Annotated in this window: 28 protein-coding genes; 22 read left to right on the top strand and 6 right to left on the bottom strand. The window is 40.9% G+C overall.

Annotated features, from left to right (window positions below; all coding sequences use genetic code 11):
• Positions 1 to 239: 239 nt before the first annotated feature.
• From C6Y01_RS05595 to C6Y01_RS05570, 6 genes are all read left to right on the top strand, one after another.
• Complete coding sequence (locus C6Y01_RS05595) at positions 240 to 1,340, top strand: type III polyketide synthase (RefSeq protein ID WP_106037926.1); 1,101 nt, start codon at positions 240 to 242, stop codon at positions 1,338 to 1,340.
• Positions 1,337 to 1,846 (top strand): isoprenylcysteine carboxyl methyltransferase family protein, encoded by a 510-nt coding sequence (locus tag C6Y01_RS05590; RefSeq protein ID WP_095285313.1) that lies wholly within the window; start codon positions 1,337 to 1,339, stop codon positions 1,844 to 1,846. The genes C6Y01_RS05595 and C6Y01_RS05590 overlap by 4 nt, the downstream gene beginning before the upstream one ends.
• 64 nt (positions 1,847 to 1,910) lie before the next feature.
• Positions 1,911 to 2,018 (top strand): Fur-regulated basic protein FbpC, encoded by a 108-nt coding sequence (gene fbpC / locus C6Y01_RS05585; RefSeq protein WP_306172627.1) that lies wholly within the window; start codon positions 1,911 to 1,913, stop codon positions 2,016 to 2,018.
• A 133-nt stretch (positions 2,019 to 2,151) separates the two neighbouring features.
• On the top strand, positions 2,152 to 5,751 hold the full coding sequence (gene dynA / locus C6Y01_RS05580; RefSeq protein WP_106037925.1) for a dynamin GTPase: 3,600 nt from the start codon (positions 2,152 to 2,154) through the stop codon (positions 5,749 to 5,751).
• 41 nt (positions 5,752 to 5,792) lie between these two features.
• Entirely contained in the window at positions 5,793 to 6,056 is a 264-nt protein-coding gene (locus C6Y01_RS05575) for a YpbS family protein (protein ID WP_095285311.1), read from the top strand.
• Positions 6,057 to 6,331: 275 nt separating this feature from the next.
• Positions 6,332 to 7,219, top strand: coding sequence for a 5'-3' exonuclease (locus C6Y01_RS05570; protein ID WP_095285310.1), 888 nt, complete (start codon positions 6,332 to 6,334; stop codon positions 7,217 to 7,219).
• Between the two features lie 16 nt (positions 7,220 to 7,235).
• On the opposite strand, the gene C6Y01_RS05565 is transcribed toward C6Y01_RS05570, so the two are convergent.
• The 3 genes from C6Y01_RS05565 to C6Y01_RS05555 are packed head-to-tail and all read right to left on the bottom strand — an operon-like array spanning position 7,236 to position 8,492.
• Complete coding sequence (locus tag C6Y01_RS05565) at positions 7,236 to 7,361, bottom strand: hypothetical protein (RefSeq protein WP_003215584.1); 126 nt, start codon at positions 7,359 to 7,361, stop codon at positions 7,236 to 7,238.
• 44 nt (positions 7,362 to 7,405) lie between these two features.
• A complete protein-coding gene (locus C6Y01_RS05560; RefSeq protein ID WP_034660999.1) occupies positions 7,406 to 7,801 on the bottom strand; it encodes a reverse transcriptase-like protein in 396 nt (131 codons plus the stop codon).
• Between the two features lies 1 nt (position 7,802).
• The gene (locus C6Y01_RS05555) at positions 7,803 to 8,492 is read right to left on the bottom strand and encodes a queuosine precursor transporter (RefSeq protein WP_106037924.1); all 690 of its coding nucleotides are present in this window, start codon (positions 8,490 to 8,492) and stop codon (positions 7,803 to 7,805) included.
• Between the two features lie 94 nt (positions 8,493 to 8,586).
• Here C6Y01_RS05555 and C6Y01_RS05550 point away from each other — a divergent pair, with 94 nt between their 5' ends.
• From C6Y01_RS05550 to C6Y01_RS05540, 3 genes are all read left to right on the top strand, one after another.
• Complete coding sequence (locus tag C6Y01_RS05550; RefSeq protein ID WP_106037923.1) at positions 8,587 to 9,258, top strand: ribonuclease H family protein; 672 nt, start codon at positions 8,587 to 8,589, stop codon at positions 9,256 to 9,258.
• A 1-nt stretch (position 9,259) separates the two neighbouring features.
• Positions 9,260 to 9,442 carry a zinc-finger domain-containing protein gene (locus C6Y01_RS05545; RefSeq protein ID WP_003215998.1) on the top strand — a complete coding sequence of 61 codons (183 nt, stop codon included), beginning with the start codon at positions 9,260 to 9,262 and terminating at the stop codon, positions 9,440 to 9,442.
• A 169-nt stretch (positions 9,443 to 9,611) separates the two neighbouring features.
• Positions 9,612 to 9,794, top strand: coding sequence for a hypothetical protein (locus tag C6Y01_RS05540; protein ID WP_003215507.1), 183 nt, complete (start codon positions 9,612 to 9,614; stop codon positions 9,792 to 9,794).
• A 51-nt stretch (positions 9,795 to 9,845) separates the two neighbouring features.
• Here C6Y01_RS05540 and cspD read toward each other — a convergent pair whose 3' ends face one another.
• Positions 9,846 to 10,046 (bottom strand): cold-shock protein CspD, encoded by a 201-nt coding sequence (gene cspD / locus C6Y01_RS05535; RefSeq protein ID WP_003215784.1) that lies wholly within the window; start codon positions 10,044 to 10,046, stop codon positions 9,846 to 9,848.
• Between the two features lie 259 nt (positions 10,047 to 10,305).
• On the opposite strand from cspD, the gene C6Y01_RS05530 reads away from it, so the two are divergent.
• The gene (locus C6Y01_RS05530) at positions 10,306 to 11,007 is read left to right on the top strand and encodes an AIM24 family protein (RefSeq protein WP_034660996.1); all 702 of its coding nucleotides are present in this window, start codon (positions 10,306 to 10,308) and stop codon (positions 11,005 to 11,007) included.
• Between the two features lie 33 nt (positions 11,008 to 11,040).
• On the opposite strand, the gene C6Y01_RS05525 is transcribed toward C6Y01_RS05530, so the two are convergent.
• Both C6Y01_RS05525 and metA read right to left on the bottom strand, forming a co-directional pair.
• Positions 11,041 to 12,192 carry a diglucosyl diacylglycerol synthase gene (locus C6Y01_RS05525; protein WP_034660995.1) on the bottom strand — a complete coding sequence of 384 codons (1,152 nt, stop codon included), beginning with the start codon at positions 12,190 to 12,192 and terminating at the stop codon, positions 11,041 to 11,043.
• Between the two features lie 228 nt (positions 12,193 to 12,420).
• Positions 12,421 to 13,329, bottom strand: a complete 909-nt coding sequence (metA, locus tag C6Y01_RS05520; protein ID WP_034660994.1) for a homoserine O-acetyltransferase MetA — start codon at positions 13,327 to 13,329, stop codon at positions 12,421 to 12,423.
• A gap of 138 nt (positions 13,330 to 13,467) precedes the next feature.
• Here metA and C6Y01_RS05515 point away from each other — a divergent pair, with 138 nt between their 5' ends.
• The 12 genes from C6Y01_RS05515 to C6Y01_RS05460 all read left to right on the top strand — a co-directional run bounded on the left by C6Y01_RS05515 (position 13,468) and on the right by C6Y01_RS05460 (position 24,466).
• Positions 13,468 to 15,150 carry a formate--tetrahydrofolate ligase gene (locus C6Y01_RS05515; RefSeq protein WP_106038096.1) on the top strand — a complete coding sequence of 561 codons (1,683 nt, stop codon included), beginning with the start codon at positions 13,468 to 13,470 and terminating at the stop codon, positions 15,148 to 15,150.
• Positions 15,151 to 15,224: 74 nt separating this feature from the next.
• Positions 15,225 to 15,707, top strand: coding sequence for a glutathione peroxidase (locus C6Y01_RS05510; protein ID WP_034660991.1), 483 nt, complete (start codon positions 15,225 to 15,227; stop codon positions 15,705 to 15,707).
• A 13-nt stretch (positions 15,708 to 15,720) separates the two neighbouring features.
• Entirely contained in the window at positions 15,721 to 16,332 is a 612-nt protein-coding gene (locus tag C6Y01_RS05505) for an HD domain-containing protein (protein WP_034660990.1), read from the top strand.
• A gap of 30 nt (positions 16,333 to 16,362) precedes the next feature.
• A complete protein-coding gene (locus C6Y01_RS05500; protein ID WP_106037922.1) occupies positions 16,363 to 17,499 on the top strand; it encodes a conserved virulence factor C family protein in 1,137 nt (378 codons plus the stop codon).
• A 307-nt stretch (positions 17,500 to 17,806) separates the two neighbouring features.
• Entirely contained in the window at positions 17,807 to 19,483 is a 1,677-nt protein-coding gene (ilvD, locus tag C6Y01_RS05495) for a dihydroxy-acid dehydratase (protein WP_106037921.1), read from the top strand.
• An 82-nt stretch (positions 19,484 to 19,565) separates the two neighbouring features.
• Entirely contained in the window at positions 19,566 to 20,000 is a 435-nt protein-coding gene (locus tag C6Y01_RS05490) for a BrxA/BrxB family bacilliredoxin (protein ID WP_034660988.1), read from the top strand.
• A 66-nt stretch (positions 20,001 to 20,066) separates the two neighbouring features.
• Complete coding sequence (locus C6Y01_RS05485) at positions 20,067 to 20,855, top strand: class I SAM-dependent methyltransferase (RefSeq protein ID WP_106037920.1); 789 nt, start codon at positions 20,067 to 20,069, stop codon at positions 20,853 to 20,855.
• 424 nt (positions 20,856 to 21,279) lie between these two features.
• Positions 21,280 to 21,897, top strand: coding sequence for a YpjP family protein (locus tag C6Y01_RS05480; RefSeq protein WP_106037919.1), 618 nt, complete (start codon positions 21,280 to 21,282; stop codon positions 21,895 to 21,897).
• An 18-nt stretch (positions 21,898 to 21,915) separates the two neighbouring features.
• A complete protein-coding gene (locus tag C6Y01_RS05475; RefSeq protein WP_034660983.1) occupies positions 21,916 to 22,443 on the top strand; it encodes a phosphatidylglycerophosphatase A family protein in 528 nt (175 codons plus the stop codon).
• 103 nt (positions 22,444 to 22,546) lie between these two features.
• Positions 22,547 to 23,341 carry a thymidylate synthase gene (locus C6Y01_RS05470; RefSeq protein ID WP_034660982.1) on the top strand — a complete coding sequence of 265 codons (795 nt, stop codon included), beginning with the start codon at positions 22,547 to 22,549 and terminating at the stop codon, positions 23,339 to 23,341.
• Positions 23,338 to 23,823 (top strand): type 3 dihydrofolate reductase, encoded by a 486-nt coding sequence (gene folA / locus C6Y01_RS05465; RefSeq protein ID WP_060596580.1) that lies wholly within the window; start codon positions 23,338 to 23,340, stop codon positions 23,821 to 23,823. The genes C6Y01_RS05470 and folA overlap by 4 nt, the downstream gene beginning before the upstream one ends.
• Positions 23,824 to 23,842: 19 nt before the next feature.
• The gene (locus C6Y01_RS05460; RefSeq protein WP_034660980.1) at positions 23,843 to 24,466 is read left to right on the top strand and encodes a lysophospholipid acyltransferase family protein; all 624 of its coding nucleotides are present in this window, start codon (positions 23,843 to 23,845) and stop codon (positions 24,464 to 24,466) included.
• The last annotated feature ends 218 nt before the right edge of the window (positions 24,467 to 24,684 follow it).

Here is a 24,684-nt window from a genome sequence, read left to right as displayed (position 1 = left end):
GAAACACCTCTCATTAAGAGGTGTTTTTTTTGCATAAAAAAAGCAGGTTCGCTTGGCTTGGAACGAACCTGTGAAGGAGGAAAACTACATCATGTTTTCAACTATATTATCCAATATTTATCAATTGTCGTCAAGACAAAAAGTTAGACGGAGGAAAATGTTTTGACTGAATTGTGACGATTTGGCATGTATATCCTTTTTTCGATAGGGGATATTAACCGAAAAAAGAGGTGAAGCCGATGACGTACATTCTTTCAATTGGAACGAGTCACCCGAAGCATCACGTGGATCAGAAAACAGCTGCTGAATTTGCTAGGTCTCAATTTAAACGATCGTTTAAAGATATTGATCGGCTGCTGAGAGCTTTTCAAAATGGAGAAATTCAGAGCAGGCAATTTGTACAGCCCATTGAATGGTATCAGACGCACCACTCTTTTGAAGAGAAAAACAATATCTATTTGGAGAAGGCACTGGCTCATGCAAAAGAAGCAATCTTACATTGTCTTCAAGAGAAGGCGTTTCTGAAAAAGCCGATCCCGGTTGAAGAGATCGATGCACTGTTTTTTATTTCAAGTACCGGCTTATCGACCCCAAGTCTTGATGCAAAGCTGATGAACGTACTTCCTTTTTCTCCTTATACGAAACGAGTACCGATCTGGGGGCTAGGGTGCGGGGGTGGTGCGGCAGGGCTGTCTCGGGCTTATGAATACATAAGGGCATATCCAGAAGCAAAGGTGCTCGTCGTTGCCTGTGAGCTGTGCAGTTTAACCTTTCAGCCGCAAGATCAATCAAAAAGCAATTTAATCGGCACCTCCTTATTTGGAGACGGGACGGCTGCGGCTCTTTTAGCTGGAGAAACGGCTGCACTAGAATATGCCCATTTAAAAACAGTCCCTAAAGTACTAAGCACACAATCCGTCACGATGAAGGATTCTGAGGATGTGATGGGCTGGGAATTTACAAGTGACGGCTTTCGGGTTATTTTCTCCCGTGACATACCGTCTATGATTTCAGGCTGGTTAAAAGAGCAGGTGGATCGATTTTTAGAGGAGCTTGGATGTTCAACTAAAGACTTATCCGTTTTTCTTGCCCATCCTGGAGGAAAAAAAGTGATTGATGCCTATGTTGAAAGTCTATCTTTACGAGAGGATCAGCTATTTTCTTCAAAAGAAGTACTCAAACAACACGGAAATATGTCCTCTGCCACAGTTTTGTATGTCATCAAGCATTTTCTTGAACATCAATCAGCTGAAGCGGGGGATATTGGCCTTTGCGGGGCGCTTGGTCCAGGCTTTTCCTCGGAACTGCTGCTTATGAAATGGGAGGAGGTCTTGTCATGATCATTTGGCTTGTTATCGGTTTCTTCGTTTGTCAGCGGCTCATTGAAATGATTGTGGCCAAAAGAAATGAAAGAAAAGTAAAAGCGATAGGTGCCATTGAATTTGGTGCTAGTCATTATCCCTATATGGTCGCTATGCATACGGCCTTTTTTCTCTCACTCATAGTTGAGATAGGGCTTTTACATAAGGGGCCGTCCCGGTATTTTCTTGTGCTGCTCCTTTTACTGATGGCTACACAGGTCATTCGATACTGGGCATTATGCTCCCTTGGGACGTACTGGAATACAAAGATTTTAGTCGTGCCAAACGCAATGATTGTAAAAAAAGGGCCGTATCGCTGGTTGAAACACCCTAACTATGTAGTCGTGGCGATTGAGCTTTTGCTGATCCCGCTATTGTTTGAGGCGTATGTCACTGCCATTTTGTTTACGTGTTTAAATGCATGGATGATGGCTGTAAGAATTCAAACAGAGGAGAAAGCGTTAAATCAGTATTTGCTAAATTAATATTGAAAATCATTATCAATTGTGCTACACTTTCATTAATGATAAACATTCTCAATCATGAAGGATGGACGGTGATCACATGACAATGATTTTCTTACTCGGTACGGTGTGTGTATACAGCCTATTAATTGGCTTCGTATTAAAAGGTGTCTCCAAAAAATCTGCTTCCTGATCTCAGTCAATTGCGACTGATCGGGCAGCAGATTTTTTTTATTTCCTCAGATCAGAAGAAAAATCTCTTTATTTTGTGTAAAATGGTATCACATACATAACTGACTTTTCTAAAAACAAAGGGGTTTATCGTCATGAAAGACTTGTCTATTCGAGATTCGCTCGTTCAAACTACAGGAGCTTTATATCAAAGCTTTCTCAAAAGGGATGATCATGAGCGCGCAGCCAAACTTGCATCGATTATCAAAAAGGAAGCAGAAGAAGAAGTGTATATCGCATTTACCGGCCACTATTCTGCTGGAAAGTCATCACTTGTGAATCATCTGCTTCATGATCACATTTTGCCAACGAGCCCAATCCCAACAAGTGCAAACTTGGTCGTCGTGAGGAAAGGGGAAAGTGAAGTGCAGCTTCACACCTCTGATGACCGTTTTGTAAAAATGAGCGGTTCTTATGATAAAGAAGCAGTACAGCGTTTTTGTAAGGATGGAGAACAGATTGAGATGGTGGAAATTAGCGGTGACTATAGAGGACTGGAAGAAAAGGTGGCACTGATTGATACGCCAGGAATTGATTCAACGGATCATGCCCACTTTTTGTCTGCTGCCTCTATTCTTCATCAAGCAGATGCTCTTTTTTATGTCGTTCACTACAACCATGTTCATTCTGAAGAAAACATTCGTTTCATTCGTTCCATTAAAGAAAAAGTGCCAAATCTTTATTTCATCGTGAATCAAGTGGACCGGCATGATGAGCATGAGACAGCATTTGAAGACTACAAAAATCAAGTGGTAGACATGCTCCTTAAAGAGGGCATTGAAGAAGATCATCTATACTTTACATCTGTAACCGATGAGACGCACCCAAGAAATGAAATGATTCGTTTAATCGAAAAACTACAAGAATTACAGACGTTGCCGAAAGCATCACTTCGGGCTTATACGGAGCAGAAAATTGAGCATGTTTTAAAAGAACACATTGACTCGTTAAAAGAAGAGCTGCAAGGTGAAGAGCTTGATTCACAGCTTCAAGAAAAAAGAAAAGAAGTAAAGGAGTTTGAAGCGAAAAACTACTTCATTGAAAATGGAGCCAAACAGTTAGAAGATGAAGTATCTTCTGAAGTCGAGAGCATTTTAAAGAATGCCAACCTCACTCCATTTAAAATGAGGGAACTCGCAAGCGACTATATTGAATCAAAAGCACCTGGCTTTAAAGTGGGACTGCTTTTTGCTAAAAATAAAACTGAGCAAGAAAAAGAAAAACGGGCAACCGACTTCTTAACAGATGTCAAAGCGAGGATGAAAGCTGAAGTGGACTGGCATATTGCTGAGCTGCTTAAAAAAGAAGTCAAGAAGCATCAGCTTGGTGAAGAGTTATTAAATCAAGTGATGGCATTTGAAACACCTGTGCAAGAAGCACTCCTTGAAAGTGTGATTCATCATGGTGCGACGTTCTCCAATGAATACGTACTGCAATATGCAAAAGATGCTGGCGAAGCCTTGAGAAGACAGGCAAAACAGAAAGCGATGACACTGATTGAACAAATGTCTGAGTCGCTGAAAGCCCAGCTTATGAAAGATAAAGCAAAACATCAAGAAAAATGGGCTCAGGCTGCAAAAGAACTCCAAACGCTCGAGCAGTGCATCGAAAAAAATGAACAAATGAAACGAGATATTCAGCATGTATGGGATATATGGCAAAACGGAACGGATGAACAGATCGAAGAAGATTGGTTTTATGCGAAAAAGAGGCGGATGCAGCATGACCAGCTAAAGCAGGATCACGCGCCCATTCATCCCGAAGAGAGCGAGCAAGAAAAACCGCAGAAGCAGACAGAGCAACATCAAATGCGTCAGTCACAGCATGTCACGACGGCACAGTCAATTGACCAGTTTGAACAGCTTTCTCAGATTTTATTGCCATTAGACGCTCTCAAATCTCAAAGAAAGTCCTTTGAAAAACGAACAAAGCGGCTGCAAGCGAAAGAATTCACACTCGCTTTATTTGGGGCTTTTAGTTCGGGGAAATCTTCCTTTGCAAATGCCCTTGTTGGGAAAAAGGTACTGCCATCCTCTCCCACGCCAACAACGGCAACGATTAATAAGCTGACGCGACCGACGGAAGATCACCCGCATGAAAGTGTAAAAGTGGTGTTCAAAACAGAACAGGATATATTAGAGGAGCTCAATCAGATCCTCGGATTTTCAATCTCAGAAGAAAAGGGAGAGACGTTTACATCCAAGCTCGAACGAACGCTGAAAAAAAGACAGCTTGAACAAGATCACCGCATCATTGTTGAACATTTTTTACAAGCGCATACACGTTTCCTTCATCACATTACGAAGCAAACGCCGCTTCATGTCACTCTTCAAGAACTGAGGCCATATGTGGCAGAAGAAGCTGTTTCTTGTGTGGTGAAGGAAGTGACGGTGTATTTGAGTACACCTTTAACAGATAAAGGGCTGACTATTGTTGATACGCCAGGCGCCAGCAGTATGAATAAGCGCCATACAGAGATTGCCTTTCAATATATGAAGGACGCAGATGCTCTTCTTTATTTAACTTACTACCAACACTCTTTCTCGAAGGCAGATCGGTCATTTTTACGTAAGCTTGGGCTTGTAAAAGATTCATTTAGCATGGATAAAATGTTCTTTATTATCAATGCAGCTGACCTCGCAAAGGATCAAGCAGAGCTTGACACCGTCTTTGACTATGTGAAAAATGAGCTCACAAAAGAAGGCATCCGAAACCCAAACCTTCATCATGTGTCCAGTAAGGAAGAAATCGAAGGAAAGGGAGAGACAGCTTATAATCAATATGCAAAGCTTAGAAAACAGCTCGACTATTTTATTGAGGAAGAATTAACGAAAGATGCGATCGAGCTTTTGTATTTTGAAGCCGGCAGGTTATGTAGCACAGTCGACAAGCTGCATGCGACACTGCATCAGTCAGAAGATGAGAAGCAAGCGGAAAAGAAAAAGATAGACACATCCTATGAAGCGATTCTTGATCAAATGAGTCATATCAAACAATCTAAGCTAGTGACAGAAAGTGTGAAAAAGGATTTACATGAACAGCTCTATCATATTGTGCAGCGCCTATCATTATTTGCGAATGATCTCTTTAAGACAGCCTTTTATCCTGGAATATCTCAAGGAGACTTCAGGCAGCAGTTGAAAAAAGCGCTTGAACAGGCACTGAAGGATTATGAATTTGAATTTGTACAGGAGTTAAAGGCGCTTGATATCCGAATGGAATCGTTTATTCATCAATATTTCCAAGAGGAGTGGGAGAAAGGATTGCAGGCGGCAAGTGCAGAAGACACCTACTTTTCTCTCACACTCTCGCCGCCAGAAGAGAAAAATGCTGAGCTGAAACAAATTGAAGTCGAAGCTGAACTGACGCCATTCGAACCGCTCTTAAAGAAGCAAAAATCAGCGAAAGTTTTCTTTGAACAGAATGGAAAGGCTGCGTTCATTGAAGCGATTCGAGATATTCTTCATCAGTTAACCACGAAATGGGCAGATAAAGAAAAAGAAGAATTACTGAGCAGGTACGACACAATGGTGAAGACCTTTACTGAAAGATATGAAACAGAAGCGCTCGAGCAGCTAAGTGAACAAAAACAAACATTTATCACGAGCCTAACGACAGATGCCAAAGAACAGGCGGTTATTGAACAAGTATATGAACAAACAAACGAATGGAAGAACCAGTTGAAAACCATTTGATTCATGGTAGACTAAATAAAAAAGAAAGCAGTTGATAGAAAATGACGAGCGTACACAAAGAGATTTCCGCACACTCACAAAAGCAGCATGCTCATATTCAGTCCTTTCTTGAGCTTGAACAGAAAAGAGAACAAGCAATAGAGACTGCTGTATTCAAATGTGAGCAAAACGAGCCATTTACAACAGATGACATCAATGCCATTACGTCGAAGATGAATGAGCTTGCACGAGGCGGTATTGTTCCGCTGCGTAAGCATGTGACGAATGATATGGTCAGGGAGTATGTCAAGCGGAAACAGAAGTAAAGAGTAACTTTCTCTTTTTTGGTCATCTTAATGAATGTACCGAGAAAGGGGAATGATCATGAAAAAAAAGCAACAGACAAAGCAGCAGGATGAGCGTGACCCTAAACAAAAAGACATGCCGTCCTATGCAGAAGCAGAGTCGAAAAAAATGCAATACGGTCAAAAGTAAACAGGGTGCCTCTTCTTTTCTAAAAGAAGAAGGCGCCTTTTTTATGTCGAGTTTTGTGTTCTGTGATAGAATAGGAGTATTGTTTTGAAAAAGGGAGTTTATAAGAATGAATAAACACGTACTGCTTGTAGATGGAATGGCGCTTTTGTTCAGATCGTTTTATGCAACGGCTGTACATCGCAATTTTATGATAAATGATCACGGTGTGCCGACAAATGGAGTCAATGGCTATTTGAAGCACTTATTAACGGCTGTACAGACATTTGAGCCAACGCATATTGTTTGCTGCTGGGATATGGGAAGCCAAACATACCGAAACGAATTGTTTCAAGATTATAAAGCAAATCGGGGAGAGGCGCCTGTCGAGCTCATTCCGCAATTCGATTTAGCAAAAGAAGCTACAGAAGAACTGGGAATTGTAAACATTGGTTTAAAGGGCTTTGAAGCAGATGATTGTATCGGTACTCTTGCTGCGCTCTACCAAAAAGAAGCACGGGTGACTGTCCTAACTGGAGACAAAGATTTGCTGCAAATTTTGAATGAACAAGTCACTGTTGCCTTGATGCAAAAAGGAATTGGCAATTATAAGCATTATACAAAAGCCTTATTCGAAGAGGAAATGGGAATCTCTCCAAAGGCGCTGATCGATATGAAAGCACTCATGGGTGATGCAAGTGATAATTATCCAGGTGTCAAAGGAATCGGAGAAAAAACCGCATTAAAATTTATCCAAACATATGAAACGATTGACGGTTTGTTAGAAAATGTCCATGAACTAACGGCTGCACAGCAAAAGAAAATGCAAGCAGGATTAGAAGATCTGAAGCTTTCTCGTCTATTGGCAGAGATCAAATGTGATGTCCCGCTCAGCTGCCCAATTGATGAGACGAAAATGAACATCAATCAAGAACGTGCTGCTGCTATGCTGAGGTACCATCAAATCAAAGGAATCGAACCGATGATGAATCGTTTAAGTACAATAGAGATCAGCTAAAGCCGATCTCTCAGGTTCATCTTTTTGTATTGCTTTTCTTCGCTCTATTTTCCAGCTGAGATAGTGGCTGTTTATCTTTTGTTTGCGCATCACCTTGTGGGGTTGTCCCATTTGTGACACGACCTTTATTTTCTTTATCCAATCAGTATCACCTCACACACATTAGCATAACCGAAAAAAAGCGATTCATCCTTTAGAAAGGTGAATCGCTTTTCTAGCGAGCTGATCCGCTATTTGATTTTCCTTACTCGGAATCCATTTAATGAAAAATAAATCAAACTGGCTTTGAAGTTCGATCATCTCTTTGATAAAATGCTGAAAGGCTGGATTTTTAGCAAATCCTGCATTGGCTGCGCGGTCAACTACTTGTGAATCTGTTCGAAATGAAACGGTACGCAATCCTTTTTCCGCGCATATTTTCATCCCCTCGATCAGAGCGGAAAATTCTGCTTCGTGATTGCTCATTGATCTAAGAGGAATGGAGAAGGATTCAGCCTTTCCATCATATTTAATGAAAATGCCGATGCCAGAGGGACCTGGATTACCTGCACTTGCACCATCAATGTATATTTCAGCTGGCACATTATTTCACCCTTTCATCAAGCGGAACCATTTTTTTCGCTGCATACGCGTAAGGTGTCGCAATCGCGGCTACGATAAATTTAATGACATATGTCGTGATGAAGATTTCAATCCATACATGAAATGGATACGTGCCAAGAAAGGCAATGGTCGTGAAAATCAGTGTATCAAGAAGCTGGCTAATCATCGTACTTCCGGCGTTGCGCACCCAGAGCGCACCATCGGTAGGAAATATCCGGCGAATAAACGAATATACATAAACATCTAGCATTTGACTGATGATATAAGCAGCAAGACTGCCAAGTGTAACCCTTGGCATAAAGCCAAATATCGTTTCCAGCGATGATTGTGAGATATCAGATGGAGCGGGATGGAAAAGCAAAGCCTCCTGCATGACAACAGTTAGTGTTAAAAGGGTGGCAAAGCCAATCCAGACAGCTTTTCTCGCTTCATTTTGTCCATATTTTTCATTTAATACGTCCGTTGCAAAGAACACACTGCCATATAAAATATTTCCAAGTGTTGCCGTTAAGCCAAATAATTCAACGGTTTTGACAACTTGTAAATTTGCGGCAACTGTCGCAAAGCCAATCCAGACAAAAAGGCCCATCTTGCCAAATCCTTTATAAAATAGAAGAACAATGATAAAATTAATGATCGCAAATAAGATCCAAATACCTTCATTAAACAAGTGACATGAACTTCCTTTCTCATTGTAAAATGTAACTTTTTGATTATAGCATAACGTATGTTTACCTTAAAAGCACGGGAAGGCGATGTGATCAATGAAATTAAGAGCACACTACACAATGAAAGTGAAATCAATTGGGTCCATTGCTTTTTTCCAAGAAGATTGGATGGAGCTAAATGAGGCCTTGATTTTAGCAAAACATATCGGCAAAAAAGAACCACAGTCACTCCTGTCATTTGAAGATGAAAAAGGGGCCATGTGGTCCATAAAAGAGCTTGAAAAGCTAAATGAAGAACTAAAGCTTGAACCTGATCAGCTTCAAGTCTATTTTGATGCAAGTTTTCATAAAGAAACTGGCGACTCTGGTCTTGGAGTTGTCGTCTACTATAAGCTAGGAAAAGACGCTTATCGATTGAGAAAAAATCAGCCTTTCCAAGGGAGCACCAATAATGAAGCAGAGTATGCGGCTTTATTTGAGGCAGTAAAAGCTTTAAAAGACCTAGGGGCAAGCAGAAATTCTGTCACGATTAGAGGAGATTCACTTGTTGTCATGAATCAGTTTAAAGGAGAATGGCCTTGTTATGATGATGTACATAACAAATGGCTTGACCGAATTGAAGCGGCTTTAAAAGAGCTGAAGCTGACGCCAACCTATGAAGTCATCGATCGGAAACAAAATGCAGAAGCGGATCAGCTTGCAAGACAGATTCTTGCAGACGTCCCAATCGAAAGTACATTGAAATTAGAAGCAGACGGAGCTGAATAATGTGGATAAAAAAACAGCAGTACAAGAATTGACCGATCTTCAAGACACGTATTGTTCAGATTGTTTGATTAAGAAGCATTTTCGGAAAGAATTTGGCAAAAAATATGCCCATTCCTTTTGTATACAGCAATGCACCGTTGGAGAGAAAATAAAAGAATATGGACAGACGCTGCTCAAAAAGTAAGCGGACGCACCGGTTTTCCCTGCTCAAACATCCGTTCATGAAAAAAAACGAATAGAATGTGTAAAAAAAGAACATATTCTGAAAAATGAGCCGATATAACTATAGAAAGTTTTGGTTGAGTTACTTTTTGACTAAGTGACGGATATTAGAGGAAAAGGGGAAGGCCGGTATGAATAATAAGGAGTTCGAAACGGTATTACATCGAACATTTCAAGAGGTGTACAGCGATCTAGAGCAACTAGTAGATGTAGCAAAGAAGGGAAGACCTTTTCTCGAAAAAGATATCTCTGAAATTGAACAACGACTGAAGCAAAATATTTTAGCGATTGAAATTCAGCTGAAAATCAAATAAGAGAGGCATAGGCCTCTCTTTATTTTGTCTTTACATCATTGATTTAGTTGATTAGATTTTTGTTACGTTTGCAGCTTGAGGTCCACGATTACCTTCAACGATTTCAAAAGAAACTTCTTGTCCTTCTTCTAAAGACTTGTAGCCGTCACCTTCGATAGCTGTGAAGTGAACGAATACATCGTCTCCGCCTTCAACTTCAATGAAGCCGAAACCTTTTTCATTATTGAACCATTTTACTTTACCGTTTTGCATATTGCTTTTTCCTCCTAGTACTGTAGCATACCTTTTGGCATACTAAAAAAAATTTTCATCACCTAACGACTTTGCAGTTGTTAAATGATGGTTCCACTATACACCATCAAAAGTAAAGCGTCAAGCGGAAGAGCCAAATTTTGAGCAGAATATTTGATTTTTTTTGGCGAATAACAATAATAGCTAAAACGTCCCCATTTTCTGAAACTTTATGCACACCTTGTCCGTATATAAAAAAAATACAGGAAGAGGTGCTATCATGAATCGTTATACACTTGAAGAATTTGTTCAGAATACGCAGCAGGAAGATAAAGGAGAAGGGGTCTTCGAACTTGAAACATCAAGACTTTTAGAAATTAATTTGACTGATACCATTTGGGCAAAAACAGGTTCCATGGTTTCGTACCGAGGCAAAATCAAGTTTGAACGCGAGGGCGTTTTTGAACATGGCGTCTCAAAGATGTTCAAAAAAATGCTGTCGGGAGAAGGCACTTCACTCATGAAGGCAACAGGTGATGGGAAATTATATGTGGCAGATCAAGGCAAAAAAATCTCAATTCTTCGTTTGGCTCAAGGGGATTCCATTTTTGTGAATGGGAATGATCTGCTCGCATTTGAACCGTCAGTGCGCTGGGATATCAAATTGATGAAAAAAGTGTCGGGCATGCTTGCAGGCGGTTTATTTAATGTCAAATTAGAAGGACCAGGCCTTGTTGCGATTACGAGTCATTATGAGCCGCTCACATTGATTGTTCAGCCGGGTGACTCTGTATATACAGATCCGAACGCGACAGTTGCATGGTCAGGGGATTTAAAAACTGAATTTGTGACAGATGTTTCATTCAAAACCTTTATTGGCAGAGGAAGCGGAGAGTCTATTCAAATGAAATTTAGCGGAAGCGGTTTTGTTGTCGTGCAGCCGTTTGAAGAAGTGTACACAACAAATGGAAATCAAGGATAAAGAAAAAGGTGTCCGTCAATGACGGACACCTTTTTATGATAATGCACGAGCATACGTTTTGTTATTCGTGATGAGATCTGATTGCTCAACGATATCTTCCAAAATGGTTTGAGAAGAATGCTTTAAGTGCAGTTTTTTAATGTTTTGTTTCATGACTTCTAACTTTTCTTCATCTTGCAGCAAGTTGGTCACAGATTCTAAAATGTCTTCATGTCTGTTGATGACGATGGCCGCACCATAATCTTCAAAGAAATGTGCATTTTCCTTTTCTTGTCCAGGGACAGGCTTGTAAAGAATGACCGGAACACCGATTGCTGTTGCTTCTGTTAAAGTAATGCCGCCTGGTTTTGTGATCATACAATCTGTTACTCTGAACAATTCATCAATTTGTTCCACATATCCAAGCGCCTTCAATTGATCTGGATGTGCTTGTTCAAGATCGCTCAGTGATTGTTTCAGCGCTTCGTTCTTTCCGCATACAACAACAATTTGTACTTCACTGTCTAGAAGCAGCGCTTCACATAATTCCTTGACATTTTTCAGTACACCATGAGCACCGGCCATAATCAGAAGAACTTTTTTGTTTGATGATAATCCATATTTTTTATAAATCTTCGATTTTGGCACGTCTGCTTCAAATTGTGGTCTAATAGGAATGCCTGTCACTTTGACATCGCTTGGATGTGTGCCGATTTCCACTAATTTTTGTTTCACATAATCGGTTGCAACATAGTACCGGTCGATGTTTTCATGTACCCAAATCTTATGAAGACAGAAATCTGTCATGACATTAAATGTCGGGATGACTTTGCCTGTTTTGTTCCGGTATTCTGGAACAACAATCATCGGGAATGTAATAATAATGATATCCGGATTGTGTAATTGAATGAGTTCATCAAGACGCTTATTTCCCATTTTTAAATAAATGTTAAATTTGCGTTTATTGTAAATTTTATCTACACCATAATAAAACAAGCGATAAAATTGTTTCCCAATGGAAAAGCTCTTCAAGTATAAATATTGAGTCACTTCCGACACAATGGGATTTGATTCTTGATACAAATTAGAAACTACAACATGTTCAAACCCTTGGGATTTGCATTCATCATACAGTGTTTTAGCCACCTGCATATGTCCATTTCCATAATTTGCGGTCAAGATTAATATTTTTTTATTGGTATTCAAGAATATTCACCTCAAATGTAATCAACAACAACAAAACTTCGTACGAAAACTATTAATCTCATAGGTCTACATATACATAAAGATAACATATAAACAGCCAGAGCATATCATTCGTTACGAAAGAATTAAACTAATTTTAAAAAACAACGAGACTAAATTGATAATGGAAGACAGAGCCATTTGTATTTTAACACATTTTGACCATTTATCATCAGACCACAGTCTATTTTATTCCCAAACGTATGGTGTTTCTTGATAAACATAATAATTGAGCCAATTCATAAACAGTAAAGTGGCATGGGCTTTCCAGCGATTCACTGGGACTAATGTGTCACCATCTTCTATAAAATAGTGGACAGGTTTTTGGACTGTATCATGCTTCAACAAATCTCTTTCATATTCCTGCTTCAATGTGTCCGTATCATATTCAGGATGTCCAGTTAAAAATACTTGTTTATCATCATCTGAAACAATTAAACAAACACCCGCTTCTTCAGAGATACTCAATACTTTCAAATTCGGTGTGTTTTTTAATTGTTCTGTATTAATATCTGTATGCCTCGAATGTGGGACATAGTATACTTCATCGAAACCTCTGACTAATCTTTCTTTTTTCTCTTTCACAAGATGCTCAAATACGCCAAATTTTTTCTCGGGAAGCTTGATTTTTTCAATCCCATAATGGTGATATAGGCCTGCCTGTGCACCCCAGCAAATATGAAGGGTAGACGTCACATTGGTTTTACTCCAGTCCAAGATGTCCTGAAGCTCTTTCCAATAGGATACTTCTTCAAAAGCTAAATGCTCAATTGGTGCGCCGGTGATGATCATTCCATCAAATTTCTTATGGCGAATCGATTCAAAGGTCGTATAAAATTCATCTAGATGCTCTCTCGACGTATTCTTCGGTGTATGCGTACTTGGAATCAAAAACGTAAAGTACACTTGCAAAGGAGAATTTCCGAGCATTCTTAGCAGCTGCGTTTCAGTTTGTATTTTTTTTGGCATTAAATTTAAGATCACGATATTCAAAGGACGGATATCTTGCTTGAATGCCCTTGTCTCATCCATGACGAAAATGTTTTCGCTCTCTAGTATTTGTTTTGCCGGCAGATGAACTGGTATGTTAATAGGCAACTCGCCACCCCCTGAACCAAAGCTAATTTCATTTCATTATAGGAACTTTCTGGCGATATTTCAATGTTTCAATTATGTTACAATAAAAAACAGAGCAAAAACAAAGCTGTTTCTGGAAAAAAAGGAGGCCGTTTATTTATGATCACAAAGCATTTATCAGATATTGACATCGCCCAAAAGGCAAAGCTGAGACCTATTCAAGACATCGCAGCAAAGCTACAAATACATGACGAAGAATTAGAATGCTATGGTTTCACAAAAGCGAAAATATCTTTGACTATTTTTGACCGTTTAAAAGAACAAAAAGAAGGACATGTGATTCTTGTCACATCGATCAATCCAACGCCAGCAGGTGAGGGGAAGTCCACCGTAACAGTCGGCCTCGGTCAAGCCTTCGAAAAAATTGGGAAAAAAGCAATCATTGCGATGCGCGAGCCTTCATTAGGTCCTACAATGGGCATAAAAGGCGGTGCAGCGGGTGGAGGATATTCACAAGTGCTGCCAATGGAAGAAATCAATCTTCATTTTACAGGAGATTTTCATGCCATTACTTCTGCACATAATGCCTTATCTGCGTTCATTGATAACCATATCCATCACGGAAATGAACTCGGCATCGACTCGCGCCGCATTGTATGGAAGCGAGTGCTTGATTTAAACGATCGTGCATTAAGACAGGTCGTTGTCGGACTTGGCGGTCAGTTAAATGGGTATCCTAGAGAAGACGGATTTGACATCACAGTTGCCTCCGAAATGATGGCCATCCTTTGTTTAGCAGAAGACTTAACCGATTTAAAAAAACGTCTTTCTTCTATTGTTGTTGCCTATAATCAAGATGGCGAGCCAGTCACAGTTGGAGCACTTGGATATGAAGGTGTTCTTACGTTACTTTTAAAAGACGCGCTCAAACCGAATCTTGTTCAAACGATTGAAGGAACTCCGGCCCTAGTACATGGCGGTCCTTTTGCCAATATTGCGCATGGATGTAATAGTTTAATTGCAACCAAAATGGCGGCGAAATTAGCCGATTATGTGGTAACAGAAGCTGGATTTGGAGCAGATCTTGGAGCAGAAAAGTTCCTGCACATTAAAACAAGAGCTGGTGATTTCAAGCTTGGTGCAGTTGTCATTGTGGCGACTGTCAGAGCATTAAAGATGCATGGCGGAATGAAGAAAACTGAACTCAAAGAAGAGAATGCACATGCCGTATTAGAAGGTATACATAATTTAGAAAAGCATATTGAAACTGTGCAAGCCTTCGGTCTTCCATACATCGTCGCAGTAAACAGGTTTATCACTGATACAAAAGAAGAGATTCAATCGATAGAAGATTGGTGCCACGCACATGGCCATCCAGTCAAAGCTGTGAATGTATGGGAAGAAGGAGGCGAAGGCGGAACAGCACTTGCCGAGGAACTCGCGACACTTATTGAAAAGAAGAAGAACCACTTTTCCTATTTGTATGAAGAAAATGATTCCATCGAAGAAAAGTTATCTAAAGTTGCCCAAGTGGTTTATGGAGCAGACGGGGTCACACTCACTTCAAAAGCAAGAAAGCAACTGGCAGCCATCGAGAAAAACGACTGGGGTCATTTACCGGTTTGTATGGCAAAAACGCAATATTCACTTTCGGATGATCCAGCTTTAATTGGGAGACCTAAGGGCTTTACCATTACGATTCGTGAGTTAAAACCATCTGTAGGAGCAGGCTTTATTGTTGCTTTAACCGGAAGCATTCTGACAATGCCTGGATTACCTAAAAAACCTGCGGCGCTCGAGATGGATTTATTAGAAGACGGCAGTGTGACAGGGCTCTTTTAACAGGAGGCATAAAAAGCGATTTTATAAAAGAAGCATGTTACGATAGGAAAAAGTGAATCCTAGGAGGCTATGAGATGTCAATTTATGATATTCAGGTCAAGACCATTAACGGTCAGGAACAATCAATGGCAGATTACAAAGGAAAAGTACTCATTATTGTCAACACAGCAAGTAAATGTGGACTGACTCCTCAATTCAAACAATTGCAAGAGCTATATGATCAATATCATGAAAAGGGCCTTGAAATTTTAGGATTTCCGTGCAACCAATTTATGAACCAGGAGCCAGAAGGGGAAGAAGCGATTCAGGAATTCTGTTCTTTGAATTATGGCGTAACCTTCCCTATGTTTGCGAAAGTAGATGTCAATGGTGACAATGCGCATCCGCTTTTCAAACATTTAACAAGTCATGCAAAAGGTGTACTTGGAACGAAAACAGTGAAATGGAATTTCACAAAATTTATCGTGGATCAAAACGGAGAAGTCACTGAGCGGTTCTCTCCGAAAACATCACCAAAAGAATTAGAAAGCTCCATCATCGCTCTTTTGGACAAATAAGGTGCTCACAGTCATGCAGAAAAAACAATTGGAGGCAGCTGCCTCCTTTGTTTCAGATCAGCTGAAATATGAACCGACTGGACACGATGCGGCTCATATTGATCGTGTGCGCCAGCTTGCCCGCCAGATTGCTAATCAGGAAGGCGGCTCTCTTTTTATTATTGAAATGGCGGCGATTGTTCATGATGTCATTGATGAAAAGCTGTCGAGTGAATGGAAGCTTTCACCGCAACAACTTGAGCATCAGCTCCTTTCTTGGGAAGTTAATACGCGGGATATTCGTTATATCATGGATATCATTACCACGATGTCTTTTCGTCATCGACATAAGCAGAATAGGCCTATGACGTTAGAAGGGGCCATTGTTCAAGACGCAGATAGACTCGATGCGATAGGAGCAAGCGGTATTGCAAGAGTGTTTACTTATGCAGGCGCAAAAGGGGAGCCCCACTATACAAAGAACATGCAGCAGGGCTCCGTGCTAAAGCATATGGAAGAAAAATTGCTCAAATTAAAAGACTTGATGAACACCTCTGCAGGAAAGCAGCTTGCTGAGGAGCGGCATGAATTGATGAGCTTATTTATCAAGACGTGGAAAGAAGAATGCGGCCTTACAGATGAGTAGGGTCTTTATGTGTGTAAGGAGGATGTATAGATGAAAATAACAGCGATAGAACCGACGCCAAGTCCAAATACCATGAAGGTCATTTTGACAGAAGCACTTGCCGGCGGTAAAAGCAACAACTACAAAAAGGATCAAAAAGACGAAGCGCCAGAGATGATCAAGCGCATTTTGAACATTGAAGGTGTAAAAGGTGTTTATCATGTCGCAGATTTCTTAGCGGTCGAGCGTAATGCAAAGTTTGACTGGCAGGGCATTTTACAACAGGTGAGAGAAGCTTTTGGTCAAGAAACAGAAGGCCTTCAGGAAGGACCGCAGTCAGGCGGTGACACATTTGGCGAAGTCAAAGTGTTTGTCCAAATGTTTAATGGGATTCCGATGCAAGTCAAATTAACGGACGGTGAAAGAGAAGAGCGGTTCGGAATGCCTGAACGCTTCCAAGCAGCCATTTTAAAGCTCAGAAGCAGTTCAGACAATGTCGTATTTGAACGTGTGTGGAAAGAACATGGCGTTCGTTTTGGTGACTTTGCTGATATCGGCCAGGAAGTCACAGAAGAGCTGCAAGCAGCCTATGATGACGAGCGTTTAGCCCGCTTAACAGAGGCGGTCAAAGAAGGGCAAGAAGCCGTAGATAGACAGGTGAACCGAAAGGCATATGATGTAACAGAAGACATGCTGCGCGAGGAAGATTGGAAAAAGCGTTTTGCCCATTTAGAGCAAATGCAGCCAGAGCAAAAGGATATACCTGTTTTAATGAAAGCGATGGAGGACCCAAAAACATCCATTCGCAGACAAGCCGTTGTGAATGCTGGAATGATTGAAGATCCTGCTATACTGCCTATATTATATAAGGGACTTAAAGACAAAACTGTGACGGTCCGCAGAACCGCTGGAGACTGTATTTCAGACCTTGGTGACCCTAGCGCTATGGAAGCAATGATCGAAGCTTTAAAGGATCCGAGTAAACTTGTCCGCTGGCGTGCAGCTATGTTCCTCTATGAAGAAGGTGACGAAACAGCACTTGACACATTAAAAGAAGCTGAGCAAGACCCTGAATTTGAAGTCAGCCTTCAAGTGAAAATGGCGATTGAGCGCATTGAGCACGGAGAAGAAGCGAAAGGCTCTGTATGGAAGCAAATGACAGAAAGTAGAAAAAATGCATCAGAATGATGAGAAATATGAGCAAGCTGCCAATGAAAGGCAGCTTGTTTTTCTTAAAGTGATAGACAGAAAAATTTTTTTAGAAAAATTATTTTGAATATTGTTGAAATATGCGAAAAAACTCTATATAGTAGTACCAATATAGAATATTGGAGGTCAGATTTTATGACACGAACCTTGCTGAGCGCTAGTTTCAGCAGACATGTGGGTCATCAGTCATTCATCGGTGGCTAAATAAACAGAAAATTTGTAAAATAAAATCAACTCAAAATCATGCAGTCAACAAGACTTGTAGTATAGGAGGCTTTTTAAACAGATGGCAGAACTACGCAGTAATATGATTAAACAAGGAATTGACAGAGCACCTCACCGAAGCTTACTAAGAGCGGCGGGGGTAAAGGATGAGGACTTCGGCAAGCCATTTATTGCCGTATGTAATTCCTATATTGATATTGTCCCAGGACATGTCCATCTTCAGGAATTCGGGAAAATTGTGAAAGAAGCCATTCGTGAAGCTGGCGGGGTCCCATTTGAATTCAATACGATTGGGGTCGATGATGGAATTGCGATGGGTCATATCGGGATGAGATATTCATTACCAAGCCGTGAAATCATTGCTGACTCTGTAGAAACCGTTGTATCTGCTCACTGGTTTGATGGAATGGTTTGTATTCCTAACTGCGATAAAATTACACCAGGGATGATGATGGCAGCGATGCGTGTCAATATTCCGACTGTCTTTGTCAGCGGTGGACCGATGGAAGCGGGTAGAACAAGTGATGGCAGAAAGATTTCTCTTTCTTCTGTATTTGAAGGCGTTGGTGCATACCAGTCAGGTAAAATTAACGAAGAGGAATTAAATGAATTAGAACAGTTTGGCTGTCCAACCTGCGGTTCTTGTTCAGGTATGTTTACAGCAAACTCAATGAACTGTTTAGCAGAGGCGCTTGGAATTGCTCTTCCTGGAAATGGAACGATTTTGGCTACATCACCAGAGCGAAGAGAATTTGCGAAAAAGTCAGCAAAACAACTGATGGAGCTCATTAAAAAGGATATTAAACCACGTGATATTGTTACTGAAAAAGCAATTGATAACGCATTTGCATTAGATATGGCACTTGGTGGTTCAACCAATACCGTTCTTCACACACTGGCGATCGCAAATGAAGCAGGTGTTGAATATTCACTTGAACGTATCAATGAAGTAGCTGAGCGTGTGCCTCATTTATCAAAACTTGCTCCAGCTTCGGATGTTTATATTGAGGATTTACATGAAGCAGGCGGCGTCACAGCTGCGCTAAATGAATTGTCCAAAAAAGAAGGCGCACTTCATTTAGATACAATGACCGTCACAGCGAAAACGCTTGGTGAGAACATTGCAGGACATGAGGTAAAAGACTATAACGTCATTTATCCAATCGATAAGCCATTTACTGAAAAGGGCGGCTTAGCCGTTTTATTTGGAAACCTTGCGCCAGATGGAGCCATCATTAAAACGGGCGGGGTACAAGATGGGATTACACGTCACGAAGGACCTGCGATCGTATTTGAATCCCAAGAAGAAGCTCTTGAAGGCATCATTAATAGAAAAGTAGAAGCAGGACATGTTGTCATTATTCGCTATGAAGGACCTAAAGGCGGACCTGGTATGCCAGAAATGCTTGCACCAACTTCACAAATTGTCGGCATGGGACTTGGGCCAAAGGTTGCTTTAATTACTGACGGACGTTTTTCCGGCGCTTCTCGTGGTTTGTCCATTGGACACGTCTCTCCAGAGGCAGCTGAAGGCGGCCCGCTCGCCTTTGTTGAAAATGGTGACCATGTCGTGGTTGATATTGAACAACGCATTTTAAGCGTCGATGTTCCAGAGGAAGAATGGAAAAAAAGAAAAGCAAACTGGAAAGGCTTTGAGCCAAAAGTGAAAACTGGCTATCTTGCTAGATATTCAAAACTTGTGACATCAGCCAATACAGGCGGAATCATGAAAATTTAATCTGATATGGAAGATTTGAAAATTGGCTCTCTCTATAGTATCCTTTATTCACAACATAAGGATTTTTAGAGGGGGCTTTTTTATGTCAATGGCATATGAAGAATATATGCGCCAGCTCGTTGTGCCAATGCGCCAAGAGCTGACAAGTGCAGGATTTCAAGAACTTAAGACGGAAGAAGAAGTAGAACAAACCATGCAAGAAGCTGAAGGAACAACATTTGTTGTCATTAATTCTGTATGCGGATGTGCTGCCGGATTAGCACGCCCAGCAGCGACTCAAGCTGTGATGAAGGCAGAAAAAGCTCCAGACAGAATCGTCACAGTATTTGCTGGGCAGGATCGGGAAGCAACGGCAAAAATGAGAGAATACTTCACGGGTGAAGAGCCATCATCTCCTTCTATGGCCCTTTTAAAAGGAAATGAACTCGTTCATTTTATCCCGCGTGACGAAATTGAAGGTCATGAAATGGAAGATATCATGAAAAATGTCTTAACTGCATTCGAAAAACATTGCTAATACAAGTGTTGAAATGCCCTGTAATCAGATCAGGGCATTTTTTCTTGATCATGATGGAGGAACAATATGCTCATTACAACAAGCTTTAGAGCAAATGAACAAACGATTGAAACAGCGAAGGCTCTTGCAGAGGATTTACATGGTGAGTATGTAGAAAGACGCAAACAATCCGTCAAGCAGCTTGCGATGAAACGAGGAGATGTACTTGTTGTCGGGAAAGAAAGATTCGAATGGTATCAGCCCAATGGTGAAAAGTTCTTTTTTCATCCAAGCTCAGCGATGTTCAGGGTGAAGCGGCTCTTGCGCGGAGAAAAGGATCCTTTAATCGAAGCAGCCCAGCTAAAGCCGGGAGATTCCTTTTTAGATTGCACACTTGGCTTAGGGTCTGATGCTATTACTGCAAGCTGTGCGATAGGCAGGAATGGAAGGGTCGTCGGTATAGAAAAGAATCCCATTACGGCGTTACTAGTGCGAGAAGGACTGAACACATGGGAGACAGGGATAGAAGAAGCAGATGAAGCGATGAAACGGATATCTGTGATCAGTGGAGACAGTATCGAGCAGCTAAAGCAGTGTCCTGACCGTTCATTTGATATTGTCTATTTTGATCCGATGTTTGAGGAAACGATTCAAGAATCTACAAGTATAGCGCCGCTGCGTCATGCGGCAGAGCACCACTTTGATCACGAAATAGCCGTGCAAGAGGCGTTAAGAGTGGCAAGAAAAAGAGTGGTTTTAAAAGATCATTGGAAAAGTACACGATTTACAGCGGAATCCTATCAATTTCACGTCATAAAACGAAAAACAGCCCAATTTCATTATGGTTATATTGAGAAAGAAAAAAGCCCTCACTAAGGGCTTTTACAGCGTGTAGACAAACCCTTGCATTCGTTGTCAGTCCTGCGCGCTGGTGCTCACGAATGTCAAATTCGCTCCATTCCAGTGCTCGTCCTTCCTAGACTTCAAAGGTTTTCTATCACGCTGAATAGAAGACAAAGGGCTAAAATTTTAGCCCTTTGTCAACAATCTGAAAAAGCCCTTTCTAAGGGCTTTAATCCGTAATCTCCATATAGATAAAATAAAACAGTGTCAGCAAGGAAGCTGTGATGAAAAACCCTTCAAGCATACCCATTCCTCCCAAATTTTAGTCGTCATTACTGTCATTGTAAACGTTTTATTATGAAAAAGAAAGTCTCAAATCAGTGACCAAATTGAATGACTGAAAATTCATTATATGCTAGAATAGCAGTATGATAACTTATGGAAGGAATTAGATATCATGAAGATGTGGATGAGAAAAACGCTTGTTGCGCTCTTTACAATTGCAACTTTTGGTTTGATCTCTCCTCCGTCGGCTTTGATGACAGACAAGCCATCTGAACTTTCTTCATCTGATAAAACGCCTTATACAGCGGTTTATGATACATCAGATGAATTGCGCAGCTGGGAACTATCGCAAGAGGGCAACAAAGAGCAGGTAGACCCCTTTGAGCAATATAAGGAGGAGGTTCTATCAAGTGCAGAAAATCAATCCTTTCTCAAATTCGGCCGTAAAATCACACCTGTCATTGAAGACGAGTACAGAGAAGAGATTCAACCGAAAATTGAACAAGTGTTAACCGATGTTTTAACAAATTTCAAAGATGACGAAAAATTTCAAGATGTTGTGTTAACTGATCAGCCTTCAAGCGGAAATGGCGAAAAAATCTTCCACATCTACAACCGGAAGACTGGAGAAGATTTGCTCCGTTTTCATGTGAGAAGAGATCAGCCGCCACACAGCGGATATTGGTTTAACTTTCACTACCATACAGCAGAAGATGGATTCCAGATGCATCATGAACTCGGTAATATTTACTGGGACAAAAACACCCCGCCGAGCTGGATGAGCCACTAGAAGGAGATGTCATGCCAATTGAAAAAGTATACAATGAACGAAATGGTGCAGATTACAAAACAAATGTTAAACGAACGTGGAGTGAAAATTGAAGATATTGCACATATTGTGCTAAAGCTTCAAGAAAAATATCATCCAAACCTTCCACTTAGTGTCTGTATTGAAAATGTTGAAAAAGTGTTGAATAAAAGGGAAATTGTCCATGCGGTTTTAACAGGACTTGCCCTTGATCAGCTGGCTGAAAAAAAGCTATTGCCAGAACCATTGCAGCACTTAGTTGAAACAGACGAGCCGCTATATGGTATTGATGAAATTATTCCGCTTTCCATTGTCAATGTATATGGATCAATCGGTTTGACCAACTTCGGTTATTTAGATAAAGAGAAATTTGGTATTATCAGGGAATTAGATGAAGGTCGTCCAGGTGAAGTGCATACCTTCCTTGATGACCTTGTCGCCGCGCTTGCCGCAGCAGCAGCTAGCCGTATTGCTCACTCACACCAAGATATTAAGGACGAAGAGCAGGATCGAGTGAATCAAGTATAAAAAGAAAAACATGTCTGCTCATCATGCAGGCATGTTTTTTTGGTTTAAACAAAAGCAGAAATAAGGTAAACTACAACAAGAACATAAATAAAGGATGAAAAAAATGAAACAATACAAAGAGTTATGCCGTCATGTATTACAGCACGGGGATGAAAAAGGTGACAGAACGGGAACAGGTACAATCAGCACGTTCGGTTACCAGATGAGATTTGATTTGCAGGAAGGATTTCCGCTTTTAACAACAAAGAAATTGCACCTGAAATCAATTATTCATGAGTTACTGTGGTTTTTAAAAGGTGATACAAATGTCAAATATCTTCAGGAAAATGGCGTCCGGATTTGGAACGAATGGGCAGATGATAATGGCGAACTGGGCCGTGTGTACGGAGCGCAGTGGCGATCTTGGGCTAGTGGGGACGGTGAGACTGTGGATCAGATCACAAAGCTGATCCACGATATCGAGCATAATCCGAATTCAAGAAGACTGATCGTCAGCGCTTGGAACCCGGGTGAAATTGATCAAATGGCGCTGCCTCCATGTCATTGTCTGTTTCAATTTTACGTATCAAACGGGAAGCTTTCCTGCCAGCTTTATCAAAGATCGGCAGATATCTTTTTAGGCGTGCCATTTAATATTGCTTCATATGCCCTTCTCACGATGATGATTGCCAAAGTTACAAATCTTGAGCCAGGAGAGTTTATTCATACGCTAGGAGATGCTCATATTTATCAGAATCATCTTCCGCAGGTGAAAATGCAGCTAGAGCGCGAGGAACGCACGCTTCCGCAGCTTCGCATCACAAGAGATGTGAAAAGCATTTTTGATTTCACGTTCGATGATTTTGTACTTGAGAACTATGATCCACATCCGCATATCAAAGGAGAAGTCAGTGTATGATTTCAATGATTGTGGCGACAGGAAAAGACAGAGTCATTGGTCAAGATAATCAAATGCCTTGGCATTTACCAGCTGATTTAGCGTATTTTAAGAAGGTCACAGGCGGCCATACGATTGTCATGGGCAGAAAAACGTTTGAATCAATCGGACGAGCGCTTCCTAACCGCCGTAATATCGTTTTGACGACAAGTTCTTCTTTTGAAGCAGAAGGATGCGAGGTTGTCCATTCCATTGCTGATATTTTGGCAATCGGGGAGAACGAGACAGAGTTATTTATCATCGGCGGGTCTAAGCTGTATGAAGAAATGATGCCATATGCGGATCGTCTATATATCACGCATATTCACCATGCGTTTGAAGGAGACCGCTACTTTCCTGATTACAATGAAAACGAATGGACGGTTGTATCACGCGAAAAAGGCCATCGTGACGAAAAGAACCCCTACAATTATGAATTTGTCGTTTATGACAAAAAAGGATAAATGAGTAGGAGGAGTACGGTTGTTTCGTTATTGGTTTTTAACGATTTATGTTGCCCTATCCATTTTTAAAAGTATGAGGCATTTGCATGCTCATGAATTAACTGATCCGCGCATTTCCTATACGAAACGAATGCATCTCATTCATGAGCATGCAAAAAGGTTTGCCCGGGGCTGTATTGATCAGTCAGGATCAGTCATGACCATTCACCAGCAAAAGAAGCTGCCAGATGGACCCGTTATTTATATCACACAGGCACTGAATCCAGTCACGACGACATTATTGATTGGTCACCTTGAGAAGCCATTTGCTTTCATGGCAAAGCCGAATCTTTTTCGATATCCCATTTTAAAACAATGGCTGAAGAAGATGGCGGTTATTCATCAGAATCAATCTGATGATGCCTTATTAGAAGAAGCAAAGGAAAGAATCTTATCTGGGCAGAGCGTATTGCTTTCAGAAGCACAGCGTCACATGGCAGAGGCACTTGCTGAAGATTGTGATTGTCCGCTTGTACCGATTGAAACAAGTGGAACGGATCGTCTATTAACTGGGAAAGTCGTGAAAAGGCTGCGCCCTGTTAATGTTGATATTCATATTAAAGCACCTGTCATGATGAGTGATTACGCCCAAAAGCGCGCATAGAAAAACCAGCATCCGAAAGTGGATGCTGGTCAGATTGTAGAGAAACTCATGTTTTTCTACAATCTTTTTTATTTTCATCGTAATTATGATTGATGGGATTTAATGAAAAAGGCCTCCCACACACCTAGCCTAGCTTCGCTAGGTGTGTGGCAATCTTCTTCATGTTCTGGCACGCAGCTGTGAGGAGAACTTGCTCACTCACGTTTTGTTTTCCCCTC

The organism is Bacillus sp. NMCC46 (assembly GCF_002998465.1).
In the GTDB taxonomy this organism is placed as follows: domain Bacteria; phylum Bacillota; class Bacilli; order Bacillales; family Bacillaceae; genus Bacillus.
Note: the sequence above shows the minus strand (reverse complement) of the source record. Positions and strands in the feature narration are given on the sequence as shown.